15 protein-coding genes are annotated in these 13163 nt (G+C 27.5%); 5 read left to right on the top strand and 10 right to left on the bottom strand.

Translation table 11 applies throughout. The features are described from left to right. Positions 1-2: 2 nt before the first annotated feature. Both ACQ629_RS08335 and ACQ629_RS08330 read right to left on the bottom strand, forming a co-directional pair. On the bottom strand, positions 3-662 hold the full coding sequence (locus ACQ629_RS08335) for a hypothetical protein (RefSeq protein WP_483704018.1): 660 nt from the start codon (positions 660-662) through the stop codon (positions 3-5). Positions 663-864: 202 nt separating this feature from the next. Further along, positions 865-1860 carry an NAD(P)H-dependent glycerol-3-phosphate dehydrogenase gene (locus tag ACQ629_RS08330; protein WP_483704016.1) on the bottom strand — a complete coding sequence of 332 codons (996 nt, stop codon included), beginning with the start codon at positions 1858-1860 and terminating at the stop codon, positions 865-867. Positions 1861-1953: 93 nt separating this feature from the next. Between ACQ629_RS08330 and dut the strand changes: the two genes are divergently transcribed. After that, positions 1954-2385, top strand: coding sequence for a dUTP diphosphatase (gene dut, locus ACQ629_RS08325; RefSeq protein WP_483704014.1), 432 nt, complete (start codon positions 1954-1956; stop codon positions 2383-2385). Here dut and ACQ629_RS08320 read toward each other — a convergent pair. The 5 genes from ACQ629_RS08320 to ACQ629_RS08300 all read right to left on the bottom strand — a co-directional run bounded on the left by ACQ629_RS08320 (position 2382) and on the right by ACQ629_RS08300 (position 6678). Beyond that, complete coding sequence (locus ACQ629_RS08320) at positions 2382-2921, bottom strand: GNAT family N-acetyltransferase (RefSeq protein ID WP_483704012.1); 540 nt, start codon at positions 2919-2921, stop codon at positions 2382-2384. The two genes, dut and ACQ629_RS08320, sit on opposite strands and share 4 nt — an antisense overlap. Before the next feature lie 124 nt (positions 2922-3045). Continuing rightward, complete coding sequence (recA, locus tag ACQ629_RS08315; protein WP_483704010.1) at positions 3046-4053, bottom strand: recombinase RecA; 1008 nt, start codon at positions 4051-4053, stop codon at positions 3046-3048. A gap of 130 nt (positions 4054-4183) precedes the next feature. Then, positions 4184-4768, bottom strand: a complete 585-nt coding sequence (locus ACQ629_RS08310; protein WP_483704008.1) for a porin family protein — start codon at positions 4766-4768, stop codon at positions 4184-4186. Between the two features lie 19 nt (positions 4769-4787). Continuing rightward, on the bottom strand, positions 4788-5552 hold the full coding sequence (locus ACQ629_RS08305) for a membrane metalloprotease (protein ID WP_483704006.1): 765 nt from the start codon (positions 5550-5552) through the stop codon (positions 4788-4790). Positions 5553-5625: 73 nt separating this feature from the next. Beyond that, positions 5626-6678: a hypothetical protein gene (locus ACQ629_RS08300; protein WP_483704004.1), complete on the bottom strand. Its 1053-nt coding sequence runs from the start codon at positions 6676-6678 to the stop codon at positions 5626-5628. A gap of 125 nt (positions 6679-6803) precedes the next feature. Here ACQ629_RS08300 and ACQ629_RS08295 point away from each other — a divergent pair, with 125 nt between their 5' ends. Genes ACQ629_RS08295 through ACQ629_RS08280 form a run of 4 tightly spaced genes read left to right on the top strand, consistent with a single transcriptional unit; the run spans position 6804 to position 11373 of the window. Then, entirely contained in the window at positions 6804-7313 is a 510-nt protein-coding gene (locus ACQ629_RS08295; protein WP_483704002.1) for an RNA polymerase sigma factor, read from the top strand. A 49-nt stretch (positions 7314-7362) separates the two neighbouring features. Next, the gene (locus tag ACQ629_RS08290; protein ID WP_483704000.1) at positions 7363-8277 is read left to right on the top strand and encodes a FecR family protein; all 915 of its coding nucleotides are present in this window, start codon (positions 7363-7365) and stop codon (positions 8275-8277) included. Continuing rightward, a complete protein-coding gene (locus ACQ629_RS08285) occupies positions 8267-10789 on the top strand; it encodes a TonB-dependent receptor (protein WP_483703998.1) in 2523 nt (840 codons plus the stop codon). The genes ACQ629_RS08290 and ACQ629_RS08285 overlap by 11 nt, the downstream gene beginning before the upstream one ends. Before the next feature lie 8 nt (positions 10790-10797). Further along, positions 10798-11373, top strand: coding sequence for a pseudouridine synthase (locus tag ACQ629_RS08280; protein ID WP_483703996.1), 576 nt, complete (start codon positions 10798-10800; stop codon positions 11371-11373). On the opposite strand, the gene ACQ629_RS08275 is transcribed toward ACQ629_RS08280, so the two are convergent. From ACQ629_RS08275 to ACQ629_RS08265, 3 genes are all read right to left on the bottom strand, one after another. Next, positions 11370-11810, bottom strand: coding sequence for a GNAT family N-acetyltransferase (locus ACQ629_RS08275; RefSeq protein ID WP_483703994.1), 441 nt, complete (start codon positions 11808-11810; stop codon positions 11370-11372). The genes ACQ629_RS08280 and ACQ629_RS08275 overlap by 4 nt on opposite strands. Further along, positions 11810-12244 (bottom strand): ribose 5-phosphate isomerase B, encoded by a 435-nt coding sequence (gene rpiB, locus ACQ629_RS08270; protein ID WP_483703992.1) that lies wholly within the window; start codon positions 12242-12244, stop codon positions 11810-11812. Before rpiB ends, ACQ629_RS08275 begins: the two co-directional genes overlap by 1 nt. A gap of 636 nt (positions 12245-12880) precedes the next feature. Then, positions 12881-13048 (bottom strand): hypothetical protein, encoded by a 168-nt coding sequence (locus tag ACQ629_RS08265; protein ID WP_483703990.1) that lies wholly within the window; start codon positions 13046-13048, stop codon positions 12881-12883. Positions 13049-13163 lie beyond the last annotated feature (115 nt).

The following is a 13163-nucleotide window of genomic DNA, read 5'->3' as shown; positions in this document are numbered from 1 at the left end:
TTTTAATTCAATTTTAAATCCATTAAAATAGAGAAGGTTTCATTTACATCTTCTTCTTTTACAACAATTGTCATTTCATTTGTTGTAGATATTACTTCTTGCACAGCAATATTTGCCCAAGCAAATTGCTTTAAAATAAAATAATATATTCCCGATTGTTCTAAATTACCCTTTGGGAGTTTAATAGTTATTGAAGCTAAATCGTTTACATTATTGATTAATGTTTCGAGTTTAAAAATTTCTTCAACATATGGTTGTAAATTCTTACTTGTAACAATGTTTGTTTCAAAAATGCCTTGAGAAACTGTTAAAAAATAATCGTTACTGTCGGCAGATTTACTTAAAACTTTAGCAATTTCCTTTAGTAAAGAAGTGGTGTTTTTAAAGGTAAAATCACATAAGTCTGACCGTACAATTACATCTCCTAAATTAAGTGCTAACTTTTTAATGTTTTTACGTACCCTTAATTCATTCGCTGGTGAGAGTCTATTAATAGCCATCATAACTGCACCCACTTTTACCTCTTTTTTAAGTAACTTACTTACTTCTGGTAAAATAACTCTTGCTAGAGATGATACATTAATTAGCTTTTCATTTAAAGCTTCTTCTATAAAAGGTGTTTTTCTTATTGTAATTTCAACAACCTCCTGAATTGTTTTCATTTTGTTTAATTTTAAACAAAAGTACTTAAAATTAAACTATAAGTGGGTCGGTTTAAAGTATATAATATTTACAAAAAGGTTTATTATTCAGAATTTTAATTTAAATTTGTTGCTATTGTATTGTTTATCAATATAATATTAGAAGTGATTGATGGGTAGACTTCTTTTTATTAAGAAGGATTATTTGTGCAAATGCAAACAACTAATCTAATCTATTTGTTAACTTTAAAAACTCATCTTTCGCTTCTTTTTTATCGTATAATACGTTATAAACAGCATCGATAATAGGAGTTTTTGCGCCATTTTTTTGATTGATTTCATAAGCACTTTTTGCAGCATAATATCCTTCGGCAACCATGCTCATTTCCATTTGGGCAGATTTTACAGTATATCCTTTACCAATCATATTACCAAACATTCTATTTCTACTAAAAACAGAATATCCTGTAACTAATAAATCACCTAAATAAGCCGAATTATTAATATTGCGTTTCATTTTATGAATCTTTTTAATGAATCGTTTCATTTCACGAATTCCATTACTCATTAATACTGCTTGAAAATTATCTCCGTATCCTAAACCATGAGAAATTCCGGCAGCAATAGCGTAAATATTTTTTAACATAGCTGCATATTCTGTACCAATAATATCATCAGAAATTTTAGTTTTTATATAACGTCCTGCAATATATTTACTTAAATCTTTTGCTTTTTCAGCATCTTGACATGCTAAAGTTAAATACGATAAACGCTCCATCGCTACTTCTTCTGCATGGCATGGACCAGTAAGAACACCAATATTTTCGAACGGAATATTAAATTTCTGATGAAAATGTTCGCCAATAATTAAGCCTGTTTCTGGTACAATTCCTTTAATTGCCGAAAAAATGGTTTTACCTTCTAATGAGGCCGTTAATTTTTCTAATTCGGTATTTACAAAGGCTGAAGGAATGGCAAAAATAAGCACATCATAATTATCAACAATATAATTCATATCGTCAGACAAATCTAACTGCTCTGGATGTAACTCTGCAGAGCTTAAATAACTAGGATTATGTTTGTTACGCTTTATATGTTCGATAGCATATACGCTTCGCATATACCAACCAATGTTTTCAAGATTTTCAGATAACATTTTTACAATGGCAGTAGCCCAACTTCCTCCACCTAAAACTGCTATTTTAGTTTGCTTACTCATATCGTAGTTTGTTTAGTATGCTAAATTAATAAATCTATACGCTTCTTCTAAAACTTAAGGGTATTATATTTGAATTTTGAAAAACCAAATATCATGAATGTACAAATAATAAACAAATCGAAACACCAAACTCCGGCATATGAAACCGAAGGTTCTGCCGGAATGGATTTACGTGCTAATTTAAATGAAGCTGTAGTTCTAAAACCTTTAGAAAGAGCGATTATAAAAACTGGTTTATTTATTGCTTTACCTGTTGGTTTTGAAGCACAAGTAAGACCAAGAAGTGGATTGGCTGCTAAAAAAGGAATTACTGTATTAAATTCTCCTGGAACAGTTGATGCAGATTATCGTGGTGAAATTGGTGTTATTTTAGTAAATCTATCTAACGAAGAATTTATTGTGAATGATGGCGAGCGTATTGCGCAATTAGTAATTGCAAAACACGAACGTGTAAATTGGAAAGAAACTACTGTTTTAAATGAAACAGAGCGTGGTACGGGTGGTTTTGGTAGTACTGGGGTTTAAGTTAACTTTTTATAAAGTTGGCTCATTTTACGGACCTTATCGTATAATAATTCAAAGTCTAAAAAACAATGTGAATGATATTCGTATCCTTGTTTTTTATAAAATTCGAAAGCTTGTGGTTGCTTATCCATAGCATCTAACCAAATAAGATCATATTGTTTTTTAATGGCTTGAGTTTCTAACCAATTCAATAATTTTTTACCAATTCCGTTTCCTTGTGTTTTTGGATGTAAATAAATGCGGTGCAATTTTACACATTTTTTATCAACAAAACCAGCTAGTTGCTCGTCCCAAATAATTCTGAAATTACCTATTATTTCATTTTTAAATAACACCAAATAATTCTGAGAATTCACGTCTAAAAGTTCTAAACTTAACTTTTCTTTAGAGTATTGAGTATTTACATACCAATCTCCAGCATCTTTCCAAAAATGACTGTATGCTGGTGGATAAATTTCTTTCATTAATGTAAAAAGAACTTCCGTATCAGTATTCAAAATTTCTTTTAACTGTATGTTTTCTGTGATGTTTATCATTATAAAAATAAAATATACTTAAAAATATACCATCTTTTCGTTATTAATAATATTTTCTTTTAATTACATAAAAAAAGCTATTGATAAATCAATAGCTTTTAGTGTATTGTTTTTAATTTAATGTTTATTCCTGGTTTTCAATAGCTTCTTTTATTTTACCCTCAAGCTCGTCCATTAATTCAGGATTATCTTTAATTAGGCTTTTAACAGCATCTCTACCCTGACCTAATTTTGTGTCTCCATAGCTAAACCATGAACCACTTTTCTTTATAATTCCGTACTCAACACCAATATCTAAAACCTCACCAACTTTTGAGATTCCTTTACCATACATTATATCAAATTCTGCAATTTGAAATGGTGGAGCCACTTTATTCTTTACTACTTTTACTTTGGTACTGTTACCAATAACTCTATCGCCATCTTTAATTTGTGTTCTACGACGAATATCTAAACGAACAGATGCATAAAATTTTAATGCATTACCACCTGTTGTTGTTTCTGGGTTACCAAACATTACTCCAATTTTTTCACGTAATTGGTTAATAAATATAACAGTACATTTCGTTTTACTAATAGTACCTGTTAATTTACGTAATGCCTGAGACATTAAACGGGCATGTAATCCCATTTTAGAATCTCCCATTTCACCTTCAATCTCAGATTTTGGTGTTAAAGCTGCAACAGAATCAATTACTACAATATCAATAGCTCCTGAGCGGATTAAATTATCAGCAATTTCTAATGCTTGTTCACCATGATCTGGTTGAGAAATTATTAAATTATCGGTATCAATTCCTAAGCTTTCCGCATAAAAACGATCAAAAGCATGTTCTGCATCAATAAAAGCTGCTATTCCTCCTGCTTTTTGCGCCTCTGCAATTGCATGTAATGTTAAGGTTGTTTTACCTGATGATTCTGGTCCATAAATTTCGATAACTCTTCCTCGAGGATATCCTCCTACACCTAAAGCTAAATCTAGTCCTAAAGACCCTGATGAAATTGCTTCAATATCTTCTACCTGACTATCTCCTAACTTCATCACCGCCCCTTTTCCATAAGTTTTATCTAACTTATCAAGCGTAAGTTGCAATGCTTTTAGTTTCGCTTCTTTTTCTTTATCTGCTGCCATAAATCGTGCTAATTATATTAAAAATAAGAACTGCTAAGTTATGAAAAAGTAGTTGTTTTTAATGAAAAATATATAGTATTAATAATAGTAAAGGCGATATTTTAAAAATATCGCCTTCTGTTTTTTCTTTTTAAAAATCAAATCCTATGTAAAATTGCCATACTCTATTTTTTGGCTTGTCTTCATCATTTATATCGTTAAAACCTAAGTGGTATCTAGCACCAATACTTACACCGCTCTCACTTTTAAAACCACCTCCAAAATTTAATCCCCAGTCAAAGTTATTAGGTTCAAATTCCTTTGAAGAGCCAGAAAATATAAATCCGTTATTAAAAGTTTCTTTATGAGAAATTGAAAATCCTATTTGTGGTCCTATTTCTAAAAACATTTGTTTAACTGGATATACTTTAAACATTAAAGGTAAATTAATGTAGTCTAATTCTTGTGTATAAGTACCTCTACTATCTATGCTTTTATACCCTTGCTGAGAATATAAAATTTCTACTTGAAAAGAGGTATTTGATCCAATAAATGATTCCCCATAAAACCCTACATGAAAACCATGGAGATTTTCTGTTTTAGAATTACCATCAAAACTTACTGCAGAAAGGTTATAACCTCCTTTAATACCTGCATTTGATTCTGGTTTATTCACTTCTTGTGCACTTAATGTTACGGTTATTAAAAAAGCTAGTGCTACTATTATTTTTTTCATCCTATTAATTATTAAGTTATTATTTTCCTCCATTTGCTTGAAGATCTAAGATACAATTATTATCTAAATTCGGAATTTCTCCACTTGAAAGTAATTTAGATATTCCTTCTTCTGTTTCTACCGACCAATACATTAAACACTCTTTATTATTACAATGCTTTTTATGTTCTACATCTTCATGGTTTTGCTGCATTGAAGATCCTAAATTTGTTAATCCTAAAATATGACCAAACTCATGTGCTACTACTGTTGCTTCTAATAGTGATCTTTCTGATGCAAATGTACTATTCGTTAAGTCTTGAATTCTCTCTTCAAAAATAACAAAAGAGGTATTTAAATATGCTGTTCCTAATACATTTTCGTTATTTTCTGATGAGCCGTTAACAAACAGCATCCATATAGCTATTGTATTATCTTTGGTGTATATTGTTCTATATGATTTTTCAATTTCTTTAATATCTGTGATAGTAAAAATTTGTTTATTTAACCGAGGTAACTCTTTAAATACAATTGTTATTCCATCTGTCTTAAAGGTTCTTTTTTTTACAAAATCTTGTATCAAATTAATAGCGTTATTTGTTGGTTTAAAATCTTTAACGTAAGCTATTTCTATTACCATACTTTGGTAATTTTTTTCTGATAAAAGATCGTTTGCTGATGCTCCTACTACCTTTCTATTTGATACGTTATCATATTCATCCATTAAATTCTCTTCGTTAGAAGAAGAACAAGATGCTAAAAAGACACCTATAACAACAAAGGTTTTTAAAATATTATAATTCATCAAAATTATTTTTTAAAGTATAACAACCACATTAAATTATATGGTTGTTATAGTGTACTATTTACAATAAATATTAAATTTTTACAAATTTTAAAGTTACTGAAGCATCTGTTTTACTTTTTAATACTATAAAGGTATTACTATAAGTAGAAATTATCCAATCATTATTTAAAGCGCTAAACGTTGTATTACCAGAAAAGAATATATTTAAAAATACTTCTAATTCTGAACTAAAAGAATAAGTTCCTTCAATATTCTGAGTAGTTGTATTAATTGTATTTCTAGCTATTAGCTGTAAATTATTTGTAAATTCAATGGTATAATCAGCATATTCATTAGCTGTTTCTATACCTGCTTTCACATAGCTTTCTACTTTAAATTTTGAAGTACTTACAATAGCTTCTACTTCATCTGAAGTTTCTTCTGCTTGCTCTTCTTCTTCTTCATAAGATGAACATGTAGCTATGGCTTCTTTAAATTCTATATCACTCCCTATTTGTACTACTGTACCATCACTTAAAACAGCATTAAAAGGATAATTAACTGAAAATAATTCGTCAGAATTTAAACCATTCATAAATGTAAATAATTGTTTTTCAGATTGAAGAATTACAGTTCCTGTTTTTTCAAAATTTACATTGTATGTAAACATGGTAATTGGAAAGTTAATATTTATACAAGAAACTGCTTCTTCTGCTTGGTTTTGTACGCTTTCACATTCAGCTCTTAAAGCATCTAAATTAGCTTGAGACACAACTGTTACTTCTGTATAATTACTTAATCTAACCTTTATCGGAAATTGGAAAACTACAGTATCATCATCATTATTATACTTACTCATAACCGAAAGTACCTGTGCATAATCTAAATCACTCACAAGAGTTATTTCTTCGCCATTTACAATAGTAGTTACTGGAAATAATATTTTAGTACAAGAGTTGTCATCTAAAAAATCATCTTCGGATCCATCATTTTTTGAGGTTCTTTCGTAATTTTTAGCAGTTTCTGATGTTGATGAATTTGCATTTGGATTTTCACCAACTTCTGTCATTTCTTCTGATTGACATGAAGTAAAACCTAATATTATTGTTAAAAAAAGTGCAGTAATTAATTTAATTGTTTTCATTTTTAATAAATTTAAAAAGTTTTTTATTTTTTTAAGCGCTTTCTGTACTTAAGAAAACTATAAAGCATTTTACCCTACCTTTGTTTTTAATTTTTTTTCAATATTAATTTTATCCCTAGTTAATCATGACTGAAAAATCTTTATGCAACGAAAATGATTTTAATGATTTTTATCGTACCAATATTCAGTTTATTAATAATTTTTCATTTTACAAGTCTGGTAATAAAGATGTTTCGTTAGATTTGGTTCAGGAGGCATTTTTAAAAATGTGGGAAAGATGTGCTGAGATTTCATACGAAAAAGCTAAATCTTACCTATTTACAAGTGTTAATCATCTTTTTCTTAATAAAGTAAAACATGAAAAAGTAGTGATAAAATATGCTGAAAATACTCCTTATAAAGATATTACAAATCAAAATCCTGAGTACTTATTAGAAGAAGAAGAATTTAAAATAAAATTACAAAAAGCTATTGAAGATCTTACCAATGCTGAACGAGAAGTTTTTTTATTAAATAGAATAGATGGTAAAAAATATAGAGAAATAGCAGAATTATTAAATATTTCTCAGAAAGCAGTAGAAAAAAGAATGTCTTCAGCATTAAAAAAATTAAGACAAAAAATAAACATACTTTAAGGTAGGGTAAATTAAAATTTTATTGTCTAGAAGATAACTAAGTTACATAATGAATAACGAAAATTACATATTAAAATGGTTTAATGGTGAAATTACAAATGAAGAGCTCTCACATTTAAAAAAAACTGCGGCATTTAAAAATGTTGAAAAAATTGCTCATTATTCTTCACACATCGACCTGCCAAAAATAAATATTGATGAGGCCCATGCTCATTTTATAAGTAAACGAAATACTACTAAAAAGGTAATAAAAACAATTCCATTATACGCTAGAAATGTATTTAAATTTGCAGCGTCTGTTATTTTTTTACTTACTACATCGTATTTTTTATTTTTTAATACAGCAACTACTTACACAACTTCGTATGCTGAAAGCCAAGTGTTTTCATTGCCCGATAATTCAGAAGTAATATTAAATTCAAATTCAAAACTTTCCTTTTCAAAAAAAGAATGGGCTACTAAAAGAAATTTAAAGCTAGATGGTGAAGCTTATTTTAAGGTAGAAAAGGGTGAAAAATTTAATGTAAAAACCGATAAGGGAATTATTACTGTTTTGGGTACACAATTTAACGTTAAAGAAAGAAAAAGCTTTTTTGAAGTAAAGTGTTATGAAGGAACGGTACAAGTATCTTACAATAATACTGTTTTAAAATTAATGAAAGGCCAACAATTTAAGGTCATAAATGGTAGTATAGATTCTATAAACGTGTTTGATATTACAAATAAAAGCTGGTTACAAAAAGAATCAAATTTTATAAGTACCCCTTTACTATATGTATTTGACGAATTACAAAATCAATATGGTTATGAAATTCAACTGAATAATATAGATAGTACTAAACTATATACAGGTGGTTTTACACATTCTAATATAGAAGAGGCTTTACAAACAATCACTATTCCACTTCAATTAAAATATAACGTAAAGGGTAAAAAAGTAATTATTTCTAAGAATGATCAATAAAAGGTTTTTATTTTTATTTTTATTTTTTTCCTCTTTTACTTTCTTAGCACAAGAAAATACTGAGAGTAAATCTTTAAAAGAAATTTTAAAGGGTTTAGAAGAAAAATATCAAGTACGTTTTGCTTATTCAGATGAGCTTATTAAAAATATAAATTTAATAGCACCAAAAAAATCACTTTCATTTGATCAAACACTTAATTACTTAAATAAAAATACATATCTTAATTTTAAATCTTTTGATAAAAGATTTATTACCATTTCTTTAGTTCATAAAACCATAACTATTTGTGGTAAAGTATTAGATATTATCACCTATAAACCACTCCCACTGGCTTCTATAAAAATTGATTCTTTAAATAGCGGGGCTTTTTCAGATGATGACGGTAACTTTACTATGCAAGATATACCTGTTAATTCTACTATTACCATATCGTACATTGGCTATACCAAAATGGTTTTTAAAGCTGTAGACTTATTTAATACGATACCATGTAAAAATATTTATTTAAATGAAAAAATAGAAGAGTTAAACGAAGTTTCTATAAGTAAATTACTAACCACTGGTTTTCGTAAAAATATAGATGGAAGTACTATTTTAAACCCTAAAGAGTTTGGAATTTTACCTGGATTAACAGAACCTGATGTATTAAAGGCAGTTAAAGTGCTTCCGGGTATAGAAAGTGTTAATGAAAGTGTGGCAAATATAAATGTTAGAGGAGGTAGTCATGATCAAAATTTAATCATTTGGGATGGTATTAAAATGTATCATTCTGGCCATTTTTTTGGGTTAATATCTTCTTATAATCCCCATATAACAAAAAAAGTAACTGTAGTAAAAAACGGAACCTCTAGCAAGTATACAAATGGAGTTTCTAGTACTATTAATATGGAAACCAACGATATTGTAAAAAATGTTTTTTCTGGTGGTTTTGGTTTTAATTTATTAAATACCGATCTTTTTTTAAACACACCTATAACTAATAATTTTAGCCTTCAATTTTCTGCTAGAAGGTCATTAACCGATTTTTTAAACACCCCCACATTTGCTAATTACTTTTCAAGAAGTTTTCAAGAAAATTCTATAAGTTCAAACACTTCTAATAGTAAAAATTCAAGGTTTTATTTTTATGATTATACTTTAAAAGCTTTATACGATATTAATTACAATCATCAATTAAGAGTTAATTTAATAGGTATTGAAAACAAACTAAATTATCAAGAAAAGTATATTTCTAATGAAAATACTATTACTGAAGATAGTAACTTAAAACAAAGAAGTATTGCTGGTAATATTAAACTAAAGTCAGAATGGACCCCTAATTTTTCTTCTACATTTTCAGCTTTTTTTTCTAATTACCAAGTAAAATCATTAGATTATAATAAAGACTCCGATCAGTTACAAACACAATTAAATGATATTTTAGAAACACAATTACAATTTAATACTATTTATCATTTTACTAAGAATAGTTATATAACTAATGGTATTGTTTTTAATGAAACTGGTATTAAAAATAATACCACAGTAAATGCTCCTACATTTAAAAAAAATGAAAAAAATGTACTTATTACAAGTTCCTTATTTTCTGAAATTGAATACAAAAAAAATACAACCTATTTACGATTAGGTGCAAGATCTAACTATTATTATAAATTTAATGCGTTTGTTTTTGAGCCTAGAATAAATTTTAGACAACAAATTTCGCTGAAATATTCTTTTAAAATAAAAAGTGAAATAAAACATCAAACAACATCACAAAAATTTGATTTTCAAGATAATTTTTTAGGAATAGAAAAAAGGAGGTGGGTTTTATCTGATAACAACAAAACACCTATTTTAAAAAGTAAACAAATTTCAATAGGTACTGAGTACTCACATAATAAGCTATTTATAGATATTACCGGTTTTTATAAACAAATACAAAATATATCGGCCGCCAATCTTAGTTTTTATAACAATACTCAAAAATTTAATATGGTTGGAGATTTTAATAGTAAAGGAATAGAGTTTCTTATTAATAAAAAAACAAATAAAATTAGTAGTTGGATAAGTTATACTTTTTCTAATAATACTTATAATTTTAAAAATTTCTCACCTAAAAAATTTCCTAATAATTTAGATATTACCCATTCATTAAATGCCTCTTTAAATTATAATTTAACCAATACTATTCTTTTTTCCTTTGGTAGTATTTTTCGTTCAGGAACACCATATACAAAACCTGTAGAAGGAAATGAAACTCTTCAAAGTGAAGGTAAAACCATTATTAATTATAATTCTCCGAACTCTGAAAGGCTTAATAATTTTTTTAGACTTGATGCTTCTACCAGTTATTCGTTTAATATTTCAAAAAAAGTAAAATCAAATATTAGAATTGGAATAACCAACCTAACCAATAGAAAAAATATAATCAATTCATATTATGTAATTGGTTCAGATGATAAAGTTAAACGAATAAATAATTATTCCTTAGCATTTACACCAAACCTAAGTTATAGAATTAAATTTTAATAATTATTTTGACAAACCACAAACACTTTATTATTCATAAACCATATGGTTTTCTTTCGCAGTTTATTAATAATCAAACGAACAGAAAGAAAAAAATGTTAGGAGCCTTAGATTTTGATTTTCCAGAAAAAACAATGGCTATTGGTCGTTTAGATGCAAAATCTGAAGGCTTGTTATTACTTACAACAGATGGAAAAGTAAGCGATTTTATTACCACCCGAGGAAAGGTTGAAAAAGAGTATTACGTACAAGTTAACGGACAAATAACTACCACAGAAATTAAACTTTTAAAAAATGGGGTTGAAATTGGTATTAATGGAAAAAAATACCAAACAAAACCTTGTAAAGTTACAATGATTGATACACCTGGTTTTACTGATAGATCAAAAAAAATTCGTGACGATCGTCACGGGCCAACAAGTTGGATTTCTATTACTTTAACAGAAGGAAAGTTTAGACAGGTTCGTAAAATGACTTCGGCTGTAGGTTTCCCTACATTACGTTTGGTTAGAGTTCGTATTGGAACTATTTTTTTAAATAATATGAAATCTGGTGAGGTAATAGAGGTTGATAAACTATATTAATCTCTCACCATTTTAATATGCGGAATTCCGTCTTCTAAATATCCTTCACCTACTTGTTTGAATCCGTGAGATTCGTAGAATTTTTGTAAATAAGTTTGTGCTGAAATTGTAATTAATTTTTCTTGGTAGTTATTAACAATAGCTTGTATTGATGCTTTAATTAAATCGTGCCCGAAACCAAATTTACGTTCTGTACCTTTTACAACCACTCTACCAATACTAGGCGTATCAAAATATTGCTTACTATCAAACAAACGAGTGTACGCTATTATTTTATCATCTTTTAAACCTAAAACATGCAATGCTTTTTGGTCTTTAAAATCAATATCTTGATAGACACAATCTTGTTCTACTACAAAAACTTCAGAACGTAATTGAAGTATTTCATACAGTTCTGAAGTTGTTAATTCTTGAAATTTTTTTATTTTAAAATCCATTAACAATTATTAGCTATTTTATTTACTCTATCTGCGTGACGTCCTCCTTCAAATTCTGTACTTAAAAACAACTTTACAAAACCCAATGCTTGTTGTAATGATATAAAACGAGCCGGAATTGTTAAAATATTTGCGTTATTATGCTGACGAGTTAATTGTACCAATTCGTTATTCCAACATAAAGCAGCACGAACACCTTGGTGTTTATTAGCGGTCATTTGCGCACCATTACCACTTCCGCATAAAATAATACCCATTTCAGCTTGTTCAGTTTCTACAGCTTCTGCTGTTGGGTGAATAGCATCAGGATAATCCATACTATTATTATCATTAGTTCCGAAATTAATAACCTTATGTCCTAATTCTTCTAAAAGAGAAATAATTTCGAATTTATACTCGGTACCTGCATGGTCATTTCCGATGGCAATTGTCATAATTTGTTGATTTTAATTTAGTTGTCTATTACAAAAATACAGTTATTCATGGTTATCAACAGTAATTAACATTGCTTTTTTAAGTATTCTTAATAAGTGCTTAAAAATTAAGTACTTGAATGATATTAGTTAATTGTTAAGAAGTAATGGTATATTTTAAAAAGTTTATTTGATTCTTTACATTTTTTTTACAATACAAGAACTACTATTACATACACAACTTTTTTTATGAGTTTCTAGTAAACATTTATCAACATAAAATTAACCTGTTATTTACAATGTAAATGAAATTAAGTATTCATAATTAACAGTGAATAGTTGTTTATAAGTTTTGTTAATAACTATGTTTTCTAGTTGATTTTAAACATTTTATTTAGCTAATAACATGTTGGTTTTATTTAATAACTGATACTCACAAAAATTTAATCATTTATTTATGCTACATATTAACACACTATAATAACAATCATTTCTTTTTTTAAATTTTAAAAATTCTTTATATATAATATTATATATGTTAATAACCTTTAAATATTAAAACTTAGGATGTGTTTATTTAAAAGAATAAATTTCTTTTAAAATAATATATAAAACTAGTGATGTTGATAAATAAGAATAAAATAGAAAAAGTACTTATTAAACTGTTCTACTCTCTTTTTTAATAAGGTAAATTGTGTCTTTAGCCTTAACTAAATCCATCGTAGGTTTTTCATTTAAAGTAGTATTAATACTTATTGCAGTAACTATAATACCTGTAATAAATATGAATATAAATAAACCTATTATTTTTCGTAAGTTTTTCATTAGTCGTAACTTCTTAATATATAGACGAAAAAAATTAAGAAATGTTACATTTTTATTAAGATTTTTTTAACTTTTTAATAAATTTTAAACAAGGTAGATTTAGTTATAATCAATA

The sequence above is a fragment of the Tenacibaculum sp. SM2510 genome (assembly GCF_057002845.1).
This window is presented reverse-complemented; position numbering and strand designations above follow the sequence as displayed.

What these genes read in the sequence shown, in the direction of transcription:
- ACQ629_RS08335 (WP_483704018.1), bottom strand. Translation starts at nt 662, where the DNA reads ATGAAAACAATTCAGGAGGTTGTTGAAATTACAATAAGAAAAACACCT.
- ACQ629_RS08330 (WP_483704016.1), bottom strand. Translation starts at nt 1,860, where the DNA reads ATGAGTAAGCAAACTAAAATAGCAGTTTTAGGTGGAGGAAGTTGGGCT.
- dut (WP_483704014.1), top strand. Translation starts at nt 1,954, where the DNA reads ATGAATGTACAAATAATAAACAAATCGAAACACCAAACTCCGGCATAT.
- ACQ629_RS08320 (WP_483704012.1), bottom strand. Translation starts at nt 2,921, where the DNA reads ATGATAAACATCACAGAAAACATACAGTTAAAAGAAATTTTGAATACT.
- recA (WP_483704010.1), bottom strand. Translation starts at nt 4,053, where the DNA reads ATGGCAGCAGATAAAGAAAAAGAAGCGAAACTAAAAGCATTGCAACTT.
- ACQ629_RS08310 (WP_483704008.1), bottom strand. Translation starts at nt 4,768, where the DNA reads ATGAAAAAAATAATAGTAGCACTAGCTTTTTTAATAACCGTAACATTA.
- ACQ629_RS08305 (WP_483704006.1), bottom strand. Translation starts at nt 5,552, where the DNA reads ATGAATTATAATATTTTAAAAACCTTTGTTGTTATAGGTGTCTTTTTA.
- ACQ629_RS08300 (WP_483704004.1), bottom strand. Translation starts at nt 6,678, where the DNA reads ATGAAAACAATTAAATTAATTACTGCACTTTTTTTAACAATAATATTA.
- ACQ629_RS08295 (WP_483704002.1), top strand. Translation starts at nt 6,804, where the DNA reads ATGACTGAAAAATCTTTATGCAACGAAAATGATTTTAATGATTTTTAT.
- ACQ629_RS08290 (WP_483704000.1), top strand. Translation starts at nt 7,363, where the DNA reads ATGAATAACGAAAATTACATATTAAAATGGTTTAATGGTGAAATTACA.
- ACQ629_RS08285 (WP_483703998.1), top strand. Translation starts at nt 8,267, where the DNA reads ATGATCAATAAAAGGTTTTTATTTTTATTTTTATTTTTTTCCTCTTTT.
- ACQ629_RS08275 (WP_483703994.1), bottom strand. Translation starts at nt 11,810, where the DNA reads ATGGATTTTAAAATAAAAAAATTTCAAGAATTAACAACTTCAGAACTG.
- rpiB (WP_483703992.1), bottom strand. Translation starts at nt 12,244, where the DNA reads ATGACAATTGCCATCGGAAATGACCATGCAGGTACCGAGTATAAATTC.
- ACQ629_RS08265 (WP_483703990.1), bottom strand. Translation starts at nt 13,048, where the DNA reads ATGAAAAACTTACGAAAAATAATAGGTTTATTTATATTCATATTTATT.